Source organism: Streptomyces sp. Je 1-79 (assembly GCF_025195125.1).
In the GTDB taxonomy this organism is placed as follows: Bacteria; Actinomycetota; Actinomycetes; order Streptomycetales; family Streptomycetaceae; genus Streptomyces.
The window spans coordinates 267,330-284,319 of sequence record NZ_JAMGSL010000007.1 but is presented as its reverse complement, the minus strand read 5'-3'; the positions used below and the strand labels follow the sequence as shown (position 1 = coordinate 284,319).

Genomic DNA, 16,990 nt, shown 5'->3' with positions numbered 1-16,990 from the left:
CATCCTATGAAGCACCGCATCGTCGTCCTCGGGGCCGGCTACGCCGGGACCTACGTGGCCGGGAACCTGGCCCGCCGACTCTCCCCGGCCGACACCGAGATCACGGTGGTCAACGCCGAGCCGGACTTCGTCGAGCGGCTGCGGCTCCACCAGGTCGCGGCCGGTCAGGAGATCGAAACCCAGAAGCTCTCCGACATCTTCGCGGGCACGGGGATACGGCTGCGCCTGGCCCGCGTCGTCGCCGTCGACCCCGAGCGCCAGGCCGTCGCCGTGGCCGACGCCGACGGCGGTGAGGAACTCGGCTACGACACGCTCCTCTACGCGCTCGGCAGCCACGGTGACGACCGCGGCGTCCCGGGCGTGGCCGAGCACGCCTTCGATGTCGCGGCCCGGCCTTCGGCGCTGCGTCTGCGCGAGCGCCTGGACGACCTGCCGGAAGGCGGGACCGTTCTGGTCGTCGGCGACGGTCTGACCGGCATCGAGACCGTGACCGAGATCGCCGAGTCCCGGCCCGGCCTGTTGGTGACGCTGGTCGCCCGCGGCGAGCTCGGCGCCCACCTCTCCAACGGAGCTCGCGGCCACTTGCGCCGGGTCTGCGACCGGCTGGGCATTACCGTCCTGGAGCACACCAGCGTCGAAGCCGTCGAGGCGACGCGGGTGCTGTGCACCGACGGCACCGCCCTGGCGTCCGACGCCACTGTGTGGACGGCCGGGTTCGCGGTCGATCCGATCGCCGCCGCTGCCGGACTGGAGGTCACCGACACCGGCCGGATCGTCGTCGACCGCACCATGCGATCGGTCTCGCACCCCAACGTCTACGCCGCCGGCGACAGCGTCTTCACGATCGGCGACAACGGCCTGCCGCTGCCGATGTCCTGCGCCACGGCCGGCTACACCGGCATGCAGGCCATGAAGGCCATCGTGGGCAGCCTCACCGGCAGCAAGATCGGACACGTCAAGCTGGAGTACCCGGGCAACCACATCAGCCTCGGGCGCCACGACGGGATCCTGCAGATGGTCGACCACGAGGCGCAGGCGAAGCCGAAGTACATGGGCGGCCGCAAAGCCGCGCGGATCAAGGCAGGCATCCTCAGGATGTCGCTGTGGACCAACTCGCACCCGACCTTCTGCATGCCCAAGCGCAAGCGCCACCTGGCCACTGCGCCCGATGAGTTGGCCGCCAAGACACCTTCGTACGCGTCGGATGCCCAGGCCGGCAAGGCGGTTGCGTAGCCGCCTAGGGTGATTCACATGGACACCGTCAGTGAGCGCTTCGGCACCAGTCGGTTCGAGGCAAGCCGGACCCGGCTGGCCTCGCTCGCGTACCGTCTGCTCGGCTCGGCCTCCGACGCGGAGGACGCCGTGCAGGACGCGTTCCTGCGCTGGCAGGCCGCCGACCGGGAACGGATCGACGTGCCGGAAGCATGGCTGACCAAGGTCGTCACCAACCTGTGCCTCGACCGGCTCCGCTCGGCACAGGCACGCCACGAGCGAACGGCCGGCGCCTGGCTGCCCGAACCGCTTCTGGAGGGCGACCCGATGCTCGGCCCGGCCGACACCTTCGAGCAGCGCGAATCGGTGTCCCTGGCCGTACTGACCCTGATGGAGCGCCTCTCACCGGTCGAGCGGGCCGTCTACGTCCTGCGCGAGGCCTTCTCCTACAGCCACGCCGAGATCGCCCAGATCCTCGACATCACCGAGTCCGCCAGCCAGCAGCACGTCCACCGGGCCCGGACCCGGGTCGCCGACGAGCGCCGCCGCAGCGGCGAGCCCGACCCCGCAGCCGCTCGCCGGATCGTCGAGGAATTCCTCGCCGCCGCCACGTCCGGGCGCACCGAACGGCTGGTGGCGCTGCTCACCGACGACGTGATGGCACTCTCGGACGGCAACGGGCTGGCCAAGCGGCTCTTGCAGTACACGACGCCCCAGCAGGTCGCCTCCTACGTGCGGGCCGGTTTCAAGCCGACACCGGCGAAGCGGCGGTTGGCCGGCGGCTCGCCCGCGTTCCATTTCGCGCTGGTCAACGGCTCCCCGGCCGTCGTTGCCGTGGTCGACCACCGGGTCGTCGGCGCCGTGGCGTTCGAAGTCCGTGACGGCAAGGTCGCTTCCCTGCGAGGCATCGGCGCAGCGGTCCGGCTCGGGCGCATCAACGAAGCCTGGCGGCAGCACGAGCCGGACGCACCGGTCATCGCCGCTTGGTGACCAGAACGGCTGACCAGGCCTCCGGTCGTACGTACTGCCCTGCTGCCATGTCCGCAGCGTCTCGGGCGGCACAGTCAGTTCGCACCGTGGGCCGCTCGCTCGTGGCGCTGCCCACAGGGCAGGCCGTGCGGTGACCGCCCGCAAGGCGTGACCGTGCCGGTCAGCCGGTGCGGCGGCGGGAGCGTGCCAGAGCCCGCCCGCCGAGCACCGTCCCGGTCAGCCCCAGGAGTAGGGCGACGTAGGCCCCGCCCAACCCGTTGCCGGTGCCGAGGCCACCGTCGGCGGTGGCCGCGACCAGTGACCCGAGGGCCATGGCCATCAGCGCCGCCGCCATGGATGTGACGGCCCCGAGTGGCCCGTTGGCAGTGCCGAGGCGACTGGCGGGGCGGGCAAGCGCCAGCCCGGCGATGATCACGGCGGTCAGCCCCAGCAGCCCGCCAGTGGTGGCTCCGAGCCTCCCGAGGCTGAAGTCGGTGACGGCAGCGGCCAGCGGCTGGGCCGAGGCGTGCGCCGCCGGTGCGGCAAGCCCGAGACTTCCCAACAGGGCGGCCGCGGCGGCGGACAGGCGACGAACAGACATCACGGTGCTCCTTGTTCTCCCACGACTGGATCTCGTCCGAGCATGTCGGCCGGACCCACCGCTGGTCGTCCCGCAGTCGCAGTCACTTGCCGCTACGACAGCGGCGGCAGGCGCGGCGCAGGTACTGCGTGCGCGGTAGTCGGCCGCTCGTCCGCAGGCGGGATTCGCCCGCGGGAGCACGTGGCTAGGGTGCGCGCATGAGCAAACGACGGTTCGAAGTCCCGGCCGGTGTCAGGGACTGGGTGATCGCCGTTGGCGTGGCGGCGGCGCTGCTGGTCGCTGGGTTGTCCGGGCAGCACTCTGCCTCCGGCCTGGACCTGCTCGGCTACGTGCTGCTCACGGTCGGTGGCCTGGCGCTCGCGGCCGGACGCCGGGCGCCCGTCCCCGTACTGGTCGTCACCGGGGTGTGCGCGGTGGGCTACCAGGCGGCCGGTTTAGAGGTGGCCGCCGTCGCCTACCTTTTCGCGGTGTACGCCGCGATGCGGGCGGGGCACCGGCTCTTCACGGTCGTGGTGAGCGTGGCCGTACTGGCCGCGCTCCCCCTCGCGGCCCTCGTCTCGGGCCTCCACGACACGGGCGAGGCGTTCGCACAGGCCCGGAGCGCCCTCGAAATCGCTTGGCTGATCGCGGCCGGCTCCGCAGGCGAGGCACTCCGGCAGGCCGAGCGGCGGGCCGACGAAGCCGAACGCACCCGCGAGGAGACCGCGCGGCGTCGCGCCGACGAGGAGCGCCTGCACATCGCGCGCGAGCTGCACGATTCGCTCACCCACCAGATCTCGGTCATCAAGGTCCAATCCGAGGCCGCCGTCCATGTGGCCCGCAAACGCGGCGAACACGTCCCCGAGTCCCTGCTGGCCATCCGGGAAGCCGGCCGGGAAGCGTCCCGGGAACTCCGCGCGACCCTGGAGGCCCTGCGCGACGATGACACCACCCCGCCGCACGGACTCGACCACGTACCCGACCTCGTCGAACGGGCCGGTAAGAGCGGCCTGCAGGCGACGCTGACGATCGAGGGCCGGTGCCAAGACGTACCGGCCGCGGTGGGCCGGACCGTCTACCGGGTCGTTCAGGAATCACTGACCAACATCGCCCGTCACGCCGGCGCCGGCACGGCGTCGGTGCACATCGACTACCGGCCGGACACCCTCGCCCTCCGCATCGACGACGACGGCAAGGCCACTCCGGACAGTGCGCCCCAGCCGGGCATCGGGCTCCTGGGGATGCGCGAACGCGTCACCGCCCTCGGCGGCCGGCTCCGCGCCGAACCGAGGAGCGAGGGCGGCTTCACCGTCCTGGCCGAACTCCCCCTGGAAAGAGCATCGTGATCCGGGTCCTGCTGGTCGACGACCAGCCCCTCATCCGCAGCGGATTCCGCGCGCTCCTCGACCTCGAAGACGACATCGAGGTCGTGGCCGAAGCCGCCAACGGGCAGGAGGGCCTGGAACTCGCCAGGAAGCACCTCCCCGATATCGCACTCATCGACATCCAGATGCCGGTCCTCGACGGCATTGAGACGACCCGGCGCATCGCCGCTGACCCGGCCCTGACCGCAGTGCACGTCGTCATCCTGACCAACTACGGTCTGGACGAGTACGTCTTCGACGCCCTGCGTGCCGGCGCCGCCGGATTCCTGGTCAAGGACATCGTGCCGGAGGACTTCCTGCACGCCGTTCGCGTCGCAGCGCGCGGCGACGCCCTCCTCGCGCCCTCGATCACCCGCAAGCTGATCAATCGGTACGTCACCCAGCCGCCGCCCACCTCCACCGGCACGGGGCTGGAAGAACTGACCGGCCGCGAACGCGAAGCCGTCGCCCTAGTCGCGCAGGGCCTCTCCAACGGGGAGATCGCGGACCGCATGGTGATCAGCCCACTGACCGCGAAAACCCACATCAACCGGGCCATGACCAAGCTCCACGCCCGCGACCGCGCCCAGCTCGTGGTCCTGGCCTACGAGTCCGGCCTGGTGGTCCCCCGCAGCTCTTGATGTCCACGGCCCCGGTACACACCCGCCCCGACGTCGAACTGTTGGAGGATCACTGTGCGGCGAGGAACCTCAGCACGGCGTCGGCGGTCTCCTTCGGGTGGGTGAGCGGCCCGCCGTGTGCGGCACTGTCCACCTGCGTGAACCGTCCGTCCGGTAGGGCGTCGGCCGCCGTGCGGCCCGTGTGCGGCGGGAAGTACAGGTCGTGCTCGAACGCCAGGACCAGCGCCGGCACCCGGATCCCGGCGAGCGCCGCCATCCGGTCCGAACCGCGCAGCCACCCCCACGACGCGGCGGCCTGGCCGGCCTCGCCGGCGGGGGAGGCCCACACCGACGCCTGCCCGCCCAGCAGCTCCCGCCAGGCGGCCACCTGCTCGGCGTCGTCGCGCAGGACCAGCGGCGGCAGCGTGCTCTGCAGCGTCTGCAGCGCCGCGTACGCGGGCGGGCAGGTGCCCCAGCAACCCGACCAGCTCCGCCTCCGCCTCCACCACCGCGTCCAGCAGCCCCCGTAGCGGGCCCGCCCCACCCATCAGCACCAGCGAGCCGACCAGGTCGGGCCGCGTACGGGCGAGGAGTTCGGCGGTGAAACTGCCCAGCGAGTACCCGACCACGGCGGCGTCCGCGATGCCCAGGTGATCCAGCAACCCCGCGAGATCACCGGCCAGATCGGCCATCGAGTACGGCGCGGGCGGAGCGTCCGACGGCGCCACGCCCCGTGTCGCGTACGTCACCACCTCGAACCCCGCCGCCACCAGCGCACCGCGCAGCCCGCACAGCTCCCACGTCACCGGCGGCATCCCCGTACCGCCCGACAGGATCACCGGCCGGCCCCGCCCCGTCCGCTCGTACGCGATCCGCACCCCGCCCACGACCACCGAATCCATGCCCGCCCCCTGGTCCACGCTCCGATTCCGTGGGCATGATGCCCGCCGATGACCGGAAAGTCCATGGTTTCGTGAATTCACGGTTCACTGTACTGTCGAAGCGTGCTCACCGTCGCCCCTGACATCGAGGTGCTGGCCCGCTTCGGCCGCGCGCTCGCCGACCCGATCCGCTGCCGCATCCTCCTCGCCCTGCGGGAGACGCCGGCCTACCCCTCCGACCTCGCCGACGCGATCGGTGTCTCCCGGACCCGCCTGTCCAACCACCTGGCCTGCCTGCGCGACTGCGGCCTGGTCGTCGCCGTCCCCGACGGTCGGCGCACGCGCTACGAGCTCGCCGACGCACGTCTCGGCCACGCTCTCGACGACCTGCGCTCCGTCGTCGTGGCCGTCGAGAACGACAAGACCTGCCCGGACGCGGAGACGAAGGGCTGCTGCTGATGGCCTCCATATCCATCGGGCCCTCGCCGGCCCGCCGTGATGCGCTCGCCAGGCGAATACGCCTGCTGGTCGCCGCGACGATCACCTACAACGTCGTCGAGGCGGCCGTCGCCCTCACCGCCGGGACGCTCGCCTCCTCCACTGCGCTGATCGGCTTCGGCCTCGACTCCGTCATCGAGGTCTCCTCCGCCACCGCCGTCGCCTGGCAGTTCTCCGCCCGCGACCACGCGGTACGCGACGCCCGCGAGAAGACCACGCTGCGGATCATCGCCGTCTCCTTCTTCGCCCTCGCCGCCTACGTCACCTTCGACGCCGTCCGCGCACTCACCGGATCCGGCGAAGCGGAGGCCTCAGTTCCCGGCATCGTCATCGCCGCCCTCTCCCTGGCGGTCATGCCGTTCCTGTCCGCTGCCCAGCGCAGGGCCGGCCGCGAACTCGGCTCCGCGAGCGCGGTAGCCGACTCCAAGCAGACGCTGCTCTGCGCGTACCTCTCCGCCGTCCTCTTGGTGGGCCTGGTCCTCAACGCGACCCTCAGCTGGACGTGGGCCGACCCGATCGCGGCCCTCGTCATCGCTGCCATCGCGGTGAAGGAAGGCCGCGACGCCTGGCAGGGCAAGGGCTGCTGCGCGACACCTGCCGCCGTGGCCGCACCGCCCGTCGCTGCCACCACGGACGCCTGCGGCTGCCGCCCCGGGTGCGACTGCTGCGGCTGAACCGAGCGCTACGCGGTGCACGAAAGGGCCTCCAGCCAGGGCATTCCCGCGAGTTGGGGCACGCGGAGGGCACGGCACGGGCTGAGAGGTCTAGACAACAACGAAGCCCCAGGTCGCTGACCTGGGGCTTCGTTCAAGAGCGGATGACGGGAATCGAACCCGCGCTATAAGCTTGGGAAGCTCATGTTCTACCATTAAACTACATCCGCCTCGCGGACCGTTGATCGGTACCGCAGACTCGGACACTGTACCCCATGGCCTGGTCCACGGCGTACGTCGCCGTCACGGAGCGGCGTCTGGAGCCTCGTGCTCGGGAGCTCTAATGTGGCTGTCTCGTCCACCACTTGTCGGGGAAGGGACTTGATGGGTTCGATGGAGCGCACCGTCGTCCGTTGTGCCGAAGGGCACGTGTTCAGTACCGCTTCGTTCCCGTTGCAGCAGCTCGGGGCCGGGCGGATCGGGCCGGGGCGGCTCGTTCGGTGTCCGCGCTGTGCGCGGCTGCGGCACGCGGTGCCCGTGGAGCTTGAGCGGCGCTGACGGCCGGAGGGGCGCGGAGTGTTCCCGATTGGGGCAGGTCCGCGCCCTCTGCGTATCGTGGGGGCGTGCTTCTCTCAGACAAGGACATCCGGGCCGAGATCGACGCCGGGCGGGTCCGCATCGACCCGTACGACGAATCCATGGTGCAGCCCTCGAGCATCGACGTGAGGCTTGACCGCTTCTTCCGGGTGTTCGAGAACCACCGCTACCCCCACATCGACCCCGCCGTCGAGCAGCTCGACCTGACGCGTGAGGTCGAGCCGGAGGGTGACGAGGCGTTCATCCTGCACCCCGGCGAGTTCGTGCTCGCCTCGACCTACGAGGTCATCACGCTGCCGGACGACATCGCGTCCAGGCTCGAAGGCAAGAGTTCGCTCGGGCGGCTGGGTCTCGTCACCCACTCCACCGCCGGGTTCATCGACCCCGGGTTCTCCGGGCACGTGACCCTGGAGCTGTCGAACCTCGCCACCCTGCCGATCAAGCTGTGGCCGGGGATGAAGATCGGGCAGCTGTGCATGTTCCGGCTGAGCTCGCCCGCCGAGTTCCCGTACGGCAGCGAGCGGTACGGCTCGCGCTACCAGGGGCAGCGGGGGCCGACGGCCTCCCGCTCCTTCATGAACTTCCATCGGACCCAGGTGTGAGGCGGCGGCCGGCATGAGTGAAGTACGCGAGAACCTGACGTACGAGGGCTTCGGGCGCGCCGTCCGCGAGCTCGCGCAGACCGTCGCCGACGACGGCTACGAGCCCGACGTCGTCCTCTCCATCGCCCGCGGCGGCGTCTTCGTCGCCGGCGGTCTGGCCTACGCCCTCGACTGCAAGAACATCCACCTCGTGAACGTGGAGTTCTACACCGGTGTGGGCACCACGCTCGAGATGCCGGTCATGCTCGCGCCCGTCCCGAACGCGATCGACTTCTCCGACAAGAAGGTCCTGATCGCCGACGACGTCGCCGACACCGGCAAGACCCTCAAGCTCGTCCACGACTTCTGCGTCGACCACGTCGCCGAGGTCCGCTCCGCCGTCATCTACGAGAAGTCGCACTCCCTCGTGAAGTGCGAGTACGTGTGGAAGAAGACCGACGAGTGGATCAACTTCCCGTGGTCGGTCGAGCCGCCCGTCGTGCGGCGTGAGGGTCAGGTCCTCGACGCCTGAGGCCCGCGTGAGCTCATGAGAAGGGCCCCCACCGCTCGCGGTGGGGGCCCTCTCGTATGTCCGTACGTGGTTACAGCGTGCCGAGCTTGATCAGCGACAGCAGGGCGACCAGCTGGATCGCCGACGCGCCCAGTGCCTTCGGCCACGGCAGGTCGTGCGAGCGGCTCACCATCAGCGTGAACAGTGCGCCCGCCGCCAGCCAGGTGATCCAGCCGAGGACCTGCACCAGGCCGTTCTCGCCGCCCAGGAAGAGCGCGAAGATCAGCCGGGGCGCGTCCGTGATGGACATGATCAGCATCGACAGGCCCACCGTCGGCTGCCAGCTGCCGTCGCCGCCCAGCTGGCGCGCCATGGTGTGCGTGACCGCGCCGAGGATCAGACCGCCGACGACGAAGCCGGCGCCCGTCATCAGGACGTAGGGGATCGCCGTCGACAGCGTCGCGTTGATCGCCTCTTCACGCGCCTGGTCGAAGCCGAAGATCGCGAGCAGCCCGTAGAGGAACGTGACGACCAGCGCGGGGCCCCACACCGCGTGGTCCCGCATCTGCAGGAACGTCGGCGCCGGGCGCATCACGATGCCGCTCAGCAGGGCCTTCCACGGCAGGCGCGGGCCCGTCGGGACCGGGGCCGCGCCGGCGTCGTACGTCGCCGCGTCGCCGTAGGGGTCGTCGTTCACGCTGAACATCTGCGTGTGCCCCGGCGTGTTCGCCGCGTAGTGCTGCTGTTGCTGCTGCCCGCCGTGCGGGTCGCCGAAGTACTCCGGCTCCCCGTACCCGCCGTTGCCGCTCTGAGGGGCCTGCTGAGGCCACTGCTGCTGCGGGTGGGGCGGCGGGGCCGCGGGGTACCCGTACGGCGCCTGCTGCGGTTGTTGTTGCGGGGGGCGGTTGTCCCGGCCGCGTCCGTTCCTGAATCCAGCCACGTCAATGAACGTACCCGCTTCCGCTGTGAGGGCGCTCCTTTGCCACTGAGCTGTGACATCCCCTAGGGGTCTCCCAGGAGGTCCTCAGGGGAGGCCGGACACGGCGAAGGGCCGCCCCGCTGCATGCGCGGGGCGGCCCTTCGTACGTACGGAACCGACTACTCGGCCGACACCGACTCCGCCTCGGCGCCGGAGGAGCTGGAGGAGCTGGAGGAGCCGGAGGGGTCCGACTCGGGGTCGGCCTCGGGCTCCGCCGGGGTCTTCACCGAGTCGAGGAGCAGCTGCGCCACGTCCACGACCTGGACGGACTCCTTCGCCTTGCCCTCGTTCTTCTTGCCGTTGACCGAGTCGGTCAGCATGACCAGGCAGAACGGGCAGGCGGTGGAGACGATGTCCGGGTTGAGGGAGAGGGCCTCGTCGACGCGCTCGTTGTTGATGCGCTTGCCGATCCGCTCCTCCATCCACATCCGCGCGCCGCCGGCGCCGCAGCAGAAGCCGCGCTCCTTGTGGCGGTGCATCTCCTGCTGACGCAGGCCCGGGACCTTGTCCATGATCTCGCGCGGCGGCGTGTAGACCTTGTTGTGGCGGCCCAGGTAGCAGGGGTCGTGGTAGGTGATCAGACCCTCGACCGGCGTCACCGGGATCAGCTTGCCCTCGTCGATGAGGTGCTGGAGCAGCTGCGTGTGGTGGATGACCTCGAACTCGCCGCCCAGCTGCGGGTACTCGTTCGCGATCGTGTTGAAGCAGTGCGGGCAGGTCGCGACGATCTTCTTCGCGGACTTGGGCTTACGGGTCGACTCGTCCTCGTCGTCCTCGCCGAACGCCATGTTCAGCATCGCGACGTTCTCCTGGCCGAGCTGCTGGAACAGCGGCTCGTTGCCCAGGCGGCGCGGCGAGTCACCGGTGCACTTCTCCTCGCCGCCCATGATCGCGAACTTGACGCCCGCCATGTGCAGCAGCTCGGCGAAGGCCTTGGTGGTCTTCTTGGCCCGGTCCTCCAGGGCGCCGGCGCAGCCGACCCAGTAGAGGTAGTCGACCTCGGTGAGGTCCTCGACGTCCTTGCCGACGATCGGGACCTCGAAGTCGACCTCCTTGGTCCACTCGACGCGCTGCTTCTTGGCCAGGCCCCAGGGGTTGCCCTTCTTCTCCAGGTTCTTGAGCATCGTGCCGGCCTCCGAGGGGAAGGCGGACTCGATCATCACCTGGTAGCGGCGCATGTCGACGATGTGGTCGATGTGCTCGATGTCGACCGGGCACTGCTCGACACAGGCGCCGCAGGTGGTGCAGGACCACAGCACGTCCGGGTCGATGACGCCGTTCTCCTCGGCGGTGCCGATCAGCGGGCGCTCGGCCTCCGCGAGGGCGGCGGCGGGGACGTCCTTGAGCTGCTCGGCGGAGGCCTGCTCGTTGCCCTCCATGTCCTTGCCGCCGCCGGCCAGCAGGTACGGGGCCTTGGCGTGCGCGTGGTCGCGCAGGGACATGATCAGGAGCTTGGGGGAGAGCGGCTTGCCCGTGTTCCAGGCGGGGCACTGCGACTGGCAGCGGCCGCACTCGGTGCAGGTGGAGAAGTCGAGGATGCCCTTCCAGGAGAACTGCTCGACCTGGGAGACACCGAAGACGGCGTCCTCGGCCGGGTCCTCCCAGTCGATCTCCTTGCCCGCGGTCGTCATCGGCTGGAGCGCGCCCAGCGCGGTGGAGCCGTCGGAGTTCCGCTTGAACCAGATGTTCGGGAAACCGAGGAAGCGGTGCCACGCGACACCCATGTTGGTGTTCAGCGAGACCGTGATCATCCAGGTGAAGGACGTGACGATCTTGAGCGCCGCGAAGAAGTAGGTGAGGTGCTGGATCGTGCTCAGGTCCAGCCCGTCGAGCAGCGCGATCAGCGGGTACGAGGCGAAGAAGCCCGGCTCCCAGCTCGTCACGTGGTGCTGGACGCCTTCCAGGGCGCGCAGCGTCATGATGCAGACGCCGACGATCAGGATGACGGCCTCGACGAAGTACGCCTGGCCGGTCTTGGAGCCCGTGAAGCGGGACTTGCGGCCCGCCCCGCCCGGCCGGTTCAGCTGCCGGATCACGATCAGGGTGACGATGCCGAGCACGGTCATCAGACCGAGGAACTCGGTGAAGATCTCGTACGGCAGCCAGTCGCCGATGATCGGGATCAGCCAGTCGGCCTGGAAGAGCTGGCCGAAGGCGTTGACGATCGTGAGCAGCAGCGAGAAGAAGCCGACCGCCACGAACCAGTGCGCCACGCCGACGATGCCCCAGCGGTTCATACGGGTGTGGCCGAGGAACTCCTTGACCAACGTGATGGTGCGCTGGGTGGGATCGCCGGTGCGCGTTCCCGCGGGCACGGGCTGGCCGAGCTTCACGAAGCGGTAGATCTGCGCGATGGCGCGGCCGAACAGCGCGACGGCCACCACCGTGATGGCGATCGACACGATGATCGCGGCGAGTTGCATGAGGGGCTCCTCGGGCGGGCCTGCGAGGCGGAGCGCCTGCACTCTCCAGTGTGGCGCTACTAAGCGGTAACTTATTCAGTCCGTGCTGAGATTACCCCTTCACGGCTCCGCGCTGTAGCGGCGCCTGCGGTGATCTGTGTCGCTCAGGCAAGCCTTGCCGAGGGCCGTGCCGCGCGACGCCGACGGACTGCTGGAAGCGTACGCGCCAGGATGGCCAGGTCCATTCCCAGCCAGTGGTGGTCCACATAGTGGAGGTCGAGCAGCTCGCGCTCCTCCCAGGGCAGCTCCGAGCGCCCGCTGATCTGCCACAGCCCGGTCATGCCGGGGTGCACCGAGAGGCGGCGCCGGGACTCGCCCACGCACTCGCGGTGTCCGGGCGTGAGCGGACACGGGCCGACCAGGGACATCTCCCCCCGTACGACGTGCAGCAGGAGGGGCAGTCCGGCCAGCGGGCCCTTCGTGCGGAACGTGAGCATGGTGAAGGCCTGCCCGCCCCGGCCCGCGACGGTCCTGCGGCGCATCACCCCGCCGGCACCGGCCGTGGCGAGTGCGAGGGAGAGGGCGACGGCGGCGAGCAGGGGGGCGAGGACGGCCAGCAGGGCGAGCCCGCCGAGGAGGTCGAGTGCGCGCTTGGCCGTCATGACGCTTCCCCACACCCTTTCGAGTGACGTTCATGGGATATTCGTGGGATATGCCCGGTACTCCCGCTTTGCCCGGCAGGGGTATCCCGGACTCTCTCACGGGTCAGGGGTCCGATCCGGGGAATGACGCGCCATCCGCGGCTCTTTGAGCGCCTCTCAGGGTGAAGAGTTGAGTCACCTCCACTCAGGTCTGTTGACGCACTCGACCTCGTCGTGCATCCTTGAGTGAGATCCACTCAAGTCAGTCAGCTGGAGGAATTGAAATGGCACGTGCGGTCGGCATCGACCTGGGCACGACTAACTCCGTCGTCAGCGTTCTGGAAGGCGGCGAGCCCACCGTCATCACCAACGCCGAGGGCGCCAGGACCACGCCGTCCGTCGTCGCCTTCGCGAAGAACGGTGAGGTGCTCGTCGGCGAGGTCGCCAAGCGCCAGGCGGTCACCAACGTCGACAGGACCATCCGGTCGGTCAAGCGCCACATGGGCACCGACTGGAAGATCGAGATCGACGGCAAGAACTTCAACCCGCAGCAGATGAGCGCCTTCATCCTGCAGAAGCTGAAGCGCGACGCCGAGGCGTACCTGGGCGAGAAGGTCGTCGACGCGGTCATCACCGTCCCGGCGTACTTCAACGACTCCGAGCGTCAGGCCACCAAGGAGGCCGGTGAGATCGCGGGCCTCAACGTCCTGCGCATCGTCAACGAGCCGACCGCGGCCGCCCTGGCCTACGGCCTGGACAAGGACGACCAGACGATCCTCGTCTTCGACCTCGGTGGCGGCACCTTCGACGTGTCCCTCCTGGAGATCGGCGACGGCGTCGTCGAGGTGAAGGCCACCAACGGTGACAACCACCTCGGTGGTGACGACTGGGACCAGCGCGTCGTCGACTACCTGGTGAAGCAGTTCGCCAACGGTCACGGTGTCGACCTGGCCAAGGACAAGATGGCTCTCCAGCGTCTCCGCGAGGCCGCGGAGAAGGCGAAGATCGAGCTGTCGTCCTCCACCGAGACGTCGATCAACCTGCCGTACATCACCGCCTCCGCCGAGGGTCCGCTGCACCTGGAGGAGAAGCTCACCCGGGCTCAGTTCCAGCAGCTGACCGCCGACCTGCTGGACCGGTGCAAGACGCCGTTCCACAACGTCATCAAGGACGCGGGCATCAACCTGTCCGAGATCGACCACGTCGTTCTCGTCGGTGGCTCCACCCGTATGCCGGCCGTCGCCGAGCTCGTCAAGGAGCTGACCGGTGGCCAGGAGGCCAACAAGGGCGTGAACCCGGACGAGGTCGTCGCCATCGGCGCCGCCCTGCAGGCCGGTGTCCTCAAGGGTGAGGTCAAGGACGTCCTGCTCCTCGACGTGACCCCGCTGTCGCTTGGTATCGAGACCAAGGGCGGCATCATGACCAAGCTCATCGAGCGCAACACGACGATCCCGACCAAGCGGTCCGAGATCTTCACGACGGCCGAGGACAACCAGCCGTCGGTGCAGATCCAGGTCTACCAGGGCGAGCGCGAGATCGCGGCGTACAACAAGAAGCTCGGCATGTTCGAGCTGACCGGTCTGCCGCCGGCCCCGCGTGGCGTCCCGCAGATCGAGGTCGCGTTCGACATCGACGCCAACGGCATCATGCACGTGACCGCGAAGGACCTGGGCACGGGCAAGGAGCAGAAGATGACCGTCACCGGTGGCTCCTCGCTGCCGAAGGACGAGGTCAACCGGATGCGCGAAGAGGCCGAGAAGTACGCGGACGAGGACCACGCCCGTCGCGAGGCCGCCGAGTCCCGTAACCAGGGCGAGCAGCTCGTCTACCAGACGGAGAAGTTCCTCAAGGACAACGAGGACAAGGTCCCCGGTGAGGTCAAGACCGAGGTCGAGGCCGCCGTCGCCGAGCTGAAGGAGAAGCTCAAGGGCGAGGACACCGCGGAGATCCGTACGGCCACGGAGAAGGTCGCGGCCGTCTCCCAGAAGCTCGGCCAGGCCATGTACGCCGACGCGCAGGCCGCGCAGGCCGCCGGCGGCGACGCCCCGCAGGGCGAGGCCAGGGCCGACGACGACGTCGTCGACGCCGAGATCGTCGACGACGAGCCCAAGAAGGGTGGCGCTGCCTGATGACGGAGGAGACCCCGGGCTTCGAGGAGAAGCCCGACGTCCCCTCCGGCGCCGGCACCGACGACGTCGCCGAGGCCGCCGAGACCCCCTCCACGGAGGAGGGTCCGGCGGCCCCGGCCGGGGACGCCGCACAGACGGCCGGTCTGACGGCCCAGCTGGACCAGCTGCGCAGCGCGCTCGGCGAGCGCACGGCGGACCTCCAGCGGCTCCAGGCCGAGTACCAGAACTACCGCCGCCGGGTGGAGCGTGACCGGGTCACCGTCAAGGAGATCGCGGTCGCGGGTCTCCTGACGGAGCTGCTGCCCGTGCTCGACGACATCGGCCGGGCCCGGGACCACGGCGAGCTCGTGGGCGGCTTCAAGTCGGTGGCCGAGTCGCTGGAGACGGTGGCCGCCAAGATGGGGCTGCAGCAGTTCGGCAAGGAGGGCGAGCCCTTCGACCCGACGATCCACGAGGCCCTGATGCACAGCTACGCACCGGACGTCACCGAGACGACCTGCGTGGCGATCCTGCAGCCGGGGTACCGGATCGGCGAGCGGACCATCCGGCCCGCGCGCGTCGCGGTGGCCGAGCCCCAGCCCGGGGCGACGCCGGCCGCGAAGGAAGAGAAGTCGGCAGACGAGGAGAGCGGTGGCCCCGAGGAGGGCTAGCGCGAGGATCGTCCGAGAGGAGGGACGTCGATGAGTACGAAGGACTTCGTCGAGAAGGACTACTACAAGGTTCTCGGCGTCCCCAAGGACGCCACCGACGCCGAGATCAAGAAGGCGTACCGGAAGCTCGCCCGCGAGAACCACCCGGACGCCAACAAGAACGACACCAGCGCCGAGGCGCGCTTCAAGGAGATCTCCGAGGCGAACGACGTCCTCGGCGACCCCAAGAAGCGCAAGGAGTACGACGACGCCCGCGCGCTCTTCGGCAACGGAGGCTTCCGTGCCGGAGGCCCGGGCGGCGGCAACTTCAACTTCGACCTGGGCGACCTCTTCGGCGGCGCCCAGGGTCCCGGCGGAACGGCCGGGGCCGGCGGCTTCGGCGGTGGTCTCGGCGACGTCTTCGGCGGCCTGTTCAACCGGGGCGCGGGCGGCGGCGCGGGCACGCGTACGCAGCCGCGCCGCGGTCAGGACATCGAGTCCGAGGTGACGCTCAGCTTCACCGAGGCCGTGGACGGCGCCACGGTGCCCCTGCGGATGTCCTCCCAGGCGCCCTGCAAGGCCTGTTCGGGCACCGGCGACAAGAACGGCACGCCCCGCGTCTGTCCGACCTGTGTCGGCACCGGCCAGGTCTCGCGCGGCGGCAGCGGCTCGTTCTCGCTCACCGACCCGTGCGTGGACTGCAAGGGGCGCGGCCTGATCGCGGAGACCCCCTGCGAGGTCTGCAAGGGCAGCGGGCGGGCCAAGTCCTCCCGCACCATGCAGGTCCGCATCCCCGCCGGGGTCTCCGACGGGCAGCGGATCCGGCTGCGCGGCAAGGGCACCCCGGGCGAGCGCGGCGGGCCGAGCGGCGATCTGTACGTCGTGGTCCACGTCGACGCGCACCCGGTCTTCGGCCGCAAGGACGACAACCTGACTGTCACCGTGCCGGTCACCTTCGTCGAGGCGGCGCTCGGCGGCGAGATCAAGGTGCCGACGCTGGGCGGCCCGGCGGTGACGCTGAAGCTTCCGGCCGGCACCCCCAACGGCCGGACGATGCGAGCCCGGGGCAAGGGCGCGGTCCGCAAGGACGGGACGCGCGGCGACCTGCTGGTGACGGTGGAGGTCGCGGTGCCCCAGGAGCTCGACGACAAGGCCCGCGAGGCCCTCGAGACCTACCGTGAGGCGACGGCGGGCGAGGACCCCAGGGCAGAGTTGTTCCAGGCCGCGAAGGGAGCTTGACCCGATGGACAGACCGGGACGCAGCCGAAACCCTTACGAACTGACCGACGAGACACCGGTCTACGTCATCTCGGTGGCGGCCCAGCTGTCGGGCCTGCACCCGCAGACGCTGCGTCAGTACGACCGCCTCGGTCTGGTCTCGCCCGACCGCACGGCGGGCCGGGGCCGGCGCTACTCGGCCCGTGACATCGAACTGCTCCGCACGGTGCAGGCGTTGTCGCAGGACGAGGGCATCAACCTGGCGGGCATCAAGCGCATCATCGAGCTGGAGAACCAGGTCGCGGCGCTGCAGCAGCGGGTCGCCGAGCTGTCGGCGGCGGTGGAGGGCGCGGCGTCGGCCATGCGCCAGCGCGAGGCGCAGGTGCACGCCTCCTACCGGCGCGACCTGGTGCCGTACACCGATGTGCAGCAGGCGAGCGCGCTGGTGGTGTGGCGCCCGAAGCGCGGCGAGTAGAGCTCCGTACGACGAGACCCCCTCCGTTCCGGTCCTCCGGGGAGGGGGTCT

The 16,990-nt window shown here is 70.0% G+C and carries 17 protein-coding genes, 1 tRNA gene and 1 pseudogene; 12 read left to right on the top strand and 7 right to left on the bottom strand.

The window, feature by feature from the left end; all coding sequences use genetic code 11:
• Positions 1-6 precede the first annotated feature (6 nt).
• Complete coding sequence (locus M5362_RS16480; protein ID WP_260228298.1) at positions 7-1,233, top strand: NAD(P)/FAD-dependent oxidoreductase; 1,227 nt, start codon at positions 7-9, stop codon at positions 1,231-1,233.
• 18 nt (positions 1,234-1,251) lie between these two features.
• Positions 1,252-2,202: a sigma-70 family RNA polymerase sigma factor gene (locus M5362_RS16475; protein ID WP_260228297.1), complete on the top strand. Its 951-nt coding sequence runs from the start codon at positions 1,252-1,254 to the stop codon at positions 2,200-2,202.
• Positions 2,203-2,362: 160 nt separating this feature from the next.
• Here the strand turns inward: M5362_RS16475 and M5362_RS16470 are convergent, their stop codons facing one another.
• Positions 2,363-2,782 carry a DUF6223 family protein gene (locus tag M5362_RS16470; RefSeq protein ID WP_260228296.1) on the bottom strand — a complete coding sequence of 140 codons (420 nt, stop codon included), beginning with the start codon at positions 2,780-2,782 and terminating at the stop codon, positions 2,363-2,365.
• Positions 2,783-2,979: 197 nt separating this feature from the next.
• On the opposite strand from M5362_RS16470, the gene M5362_RS16465 reads away from it, so the two are divergent.
• Positions 2,980-4,107: a sensor histidine kinase gene (locus M5362_RS16465; protein WP_260228295.1), complete on the top strand. Its 1,128-nt coding sequence runs from the start codon at positions 2,980-2,982 to the stop codon at positions 4,105-4,107.
• A complete protein-coding gene (locus M5362_RS16460; protein ID WP_260228294.1) occupies positions 4,104-4,766 on the top strand; it encodes a response regulator transcription factor in 663 nt (220 codons plus the stop codon). Before M5362_RS16465 ends, M5362_RS16460 begins: the two co-directional genes overlap by 4 nt.
• 49 nt (positions 4,767-4,815) lie before the next feature.
• On the opposite strand, the gene M5362_RS16455 is transcribed toward M5362_RS16460, so the two are convergent.
• Together M5362_RS16455 and M5362_RS33310 are read right to left on the bottom strand one after the other, a co-directional pair.
• Entirely contained in the window at positions 4,816-5,289 is a 474-nt protein-coding gene (locus tag M5362_RS16455) for an alpha/beta fold hydrolase (protein ID WP_260228293.1), read from the bottom strand.
• 34 nt (positions 5,290-5,323) lie between these two features.
• Positions 5,324-5,560, bottom strand: a pseudogene (locus M5362_RS33310) (alpha/beta fold hydrolase); the annotation flags it as partial.
• A gap of 189 nt (positions 5,561-5,749) precedes the next feature.
• Between M5362_RS33310 and M5362_RS16450 the strand changes: the two are divergent.
• Complete coding sequence (locus M5362_RS16450; RefSeq protein WP_260228292.1) at positions 5,750-6,085, top strand: helix-turn-helix transcriptional regulator; 336 nt, start codon at positions 5,750-5,752, stop codon at positions 6,083-6,085.
• Positions 6,085-6,798: a cation transporter gene (locus M5362_RS16445; RefSeq protein WP_260228291.1), complete on the top strand. Its 714-nt coding sequence runs from the start codon at positions 6,085-6,087 to the stop codon at positions 6,796-6,798. Before M5362_RS16450 ends, M5362_RS16445 begins: the two co-directional genes overlap by 1 nt.
• Before the next feature lie 138 nt (positions 6,799-6,936).
• Here M5362_RS16445 and M5362_RS16440 read toward each other — a convergent pair.
• A tRNA-Gly gene (locus M5362_RS16440) sits at positions 6,937-7,007 on the bottom strand.
• 393 nt (positions 7,008-7,400) lie between these two features.
• Between M5362_RS16440 and dcd the strand changes: the two genes are divergently transcribed.
• Positions 7,401-7,976, top strand: coding sequence for a dCTP deaminase (dcd, locus tag M5362_RS16435; RefSeq protein ID WP_017240230.1), 576 nt, complete (start codon positions 7,401-7,403; stop codon positions 7,974-7,976).
• 13 nt (positions 7,977-7,989) lie between these two features.
• A complete protein-coding gene (locus M5362_RS16430; RefSeq protein ID WP_260228290.1) occupies positions 7,990-8,487 on the top strand; it encodes a phosphoribosyltransferase in 498 nt (165 codons plus the stop codon).
• A gap of 70 nt (positions 8,488-8,557) precedes the next feature.
• Here the strand turns inward: M5362_RS16430 and M5362_RS16425 are convergent, their stop codons facing one another.
• The 3 genes from M5362_RS16425 to M5362_RS16415 all read right to left on the bottom strand — a co-directional run bounded on the left by M5362_RS16425 (position 8,558) and on the right by M5362_RS16415 (position 12,509).
• Entirely contained in the window at positions 8,558-9,406 is an 849-nt protein-coding gene (locus tag M5362_RS16425; RefSeq protein ID WP_260228289.1) for a Yip1 family protein, read from the bottom strand.
• Between the two features lie 158 nt (positions 9,407-9,564).
• Positions 9,565-11,868, bottom strand: coding sequence for a (Fe-S)-binding protein (locus M5362_RS16420; RefSeq protein ID WP_260228288.1), 2,304 nt, complete (start codon positions 11,866-11,868; stop codon positions 9,565-9,567).
• A 143-nt stretch (positions 11,869-12,011) separates the two neighbouring features.
• A complete protein-coding gene (locus M5362_RS16415) occupies positions 12,012-12,509 on the bottom strand; it encodes a sugar transferase (RefSeq protein WP_260228287.1) in 498 nt (165 codons plus the stop codon).
• Between the two features lie 263 nt (positions 12,510-12,772).
• Here M5362_RS16415 and dnaK point away from each other — a divergent pair, with 263 nt between their 5' ends.
• Genes dnaK through M5362_RS16395 form a run of 4 tightly spaced genes read left to right on the top strand, consistent with a single transcriptional unit; the run spans position 12,773 to position 16,939 of the window.
• The gene (gene dnaK, locus M5362_RS16410; protein ID WP_260228286.1) at positions 12,773-14,617 is read left to right on the top strand and encodes a molecular chaperone DnaK; all 1,845 of its coding nucleotides are present in this window, start codon (positions 12,773-12,775) and stop codon (positions 14,615-14,617) included.
• A complete protein-coding gene (gene grpE, locus M5362_RS16405) occupies positions 14,617-15,267 on the top strand; it encodes a nucleotide exchange factor GrpE (protein ID WP_260228285.1) in 651 nt (216 codons plus the stop codon). Before dnaK ends, grpE begins: the two co-directional genes overlap by 1 nt.
• Before the next feature lie 30 nt (positions 15,268-15,297).
• Positions 15,298-16,485, top strand: coding sequence for a molecular chaperone DnaJ (dnaJ, locus tag M5362_RS16400; protein ID WP_260228284.1), 1,188 nt, complete (start codon positions 15,298-15,300; stop codon positions 16,483-16,485).
• 4 nt (positions 16,486-16,489) lie between these two features.
• Complete coding sequence (locus M5362_RS16395) at positions 16,490-16,939, top strand: heat shock protein transcriptional repressor HspR (RefSeq protein WP_260228283.1); 450 nt, start codon at positions 16,490-16,492, stop codon at positions 16,937-16,939.
• Positions 16,940-16,990 lie beyond the last annotated feature (51 nt).

Coding starts and splice junctions, on each gene's coding strand:
- M5362_RS16480 (WP_260228298.1), top strand. CDS start 7: ATGAAGCACCGCATCGTCGTCCTCGGGGCCGGCTACGCCGGGACCTAC.
- M5362_RS16475 (WP_260228297.1), top strand. CDS start 1,252: ATGGACACCGTCAGTGAGCGCTTCGGCACCAGTCGGTTCGAGGCAAGC.
- M5362_RS16470 (WP_260228296.1), bottom strand. CDS start 2,782: ATGTCTGTTCGTCGCCTGTCCGCCGCCGCGGCCGCCCTGTTGGGAAGT.
- M5362_RS16465 (WP_260228295.1), top strand. CDS start 2,980: ATGAGCAAACGACGGTTCGAAGTCCCGGCCGGTGTCAGGGACTGGGTG.
- M5362_RS16445 (WP_260228291.1), top strand. CDS start 6,085: ATGGCCTCCATATCCATCGGGCCCTCGCCGGCCCGCCGTGATGCGCTC.
- M5362_RS16430 (WP_260228290.1), top strand. CDS start 7,990: ATGAGTGAAGTACGCGAGAACCTGACGTACGAGGGCTTCGGGCGCGCC.
- M5362_RS16420 (WP_260228288.1), bottom strand. CDS start 11,868: ATGCAACTCGCCGCGATCATCGTGTCGATCGCCATCACGGTGGTGGCC.
- M5362_RS16415 (WP_260228287.1), bottom strand. CDS start 12,509: ATGACGGCCAAGCGCGCACTCGACCTCCTCGGCGGGCTCGCCCTGCTG.
- dnaK (WP_260228286.1), top strand. CDS start 12,773: ATGGCACGTGCGGTCGGCATCGACCTGGGCACGACTAACTCCGTCGTC.
- grpE (WP_260228285.1), top strand. CDS start 14,617: ATGACGGAGGAGACCCCGGGCTTCGAGGAGAAGCCCGACGTCCCCTCC.
- dnaJ (WP_260228284.1), top strand. CDS start 15,298: ATGAGTACGAAGGACTTCGTCGAGAAGGACTACTACAAGGTTCTCGGC.
- M5362_RS16395 (WP_260228283.1), top strand. CDS start 16,490: ATGGACAGACCGGGACGCAGCCGAAACCCTTACGAACTGACCGACGAG.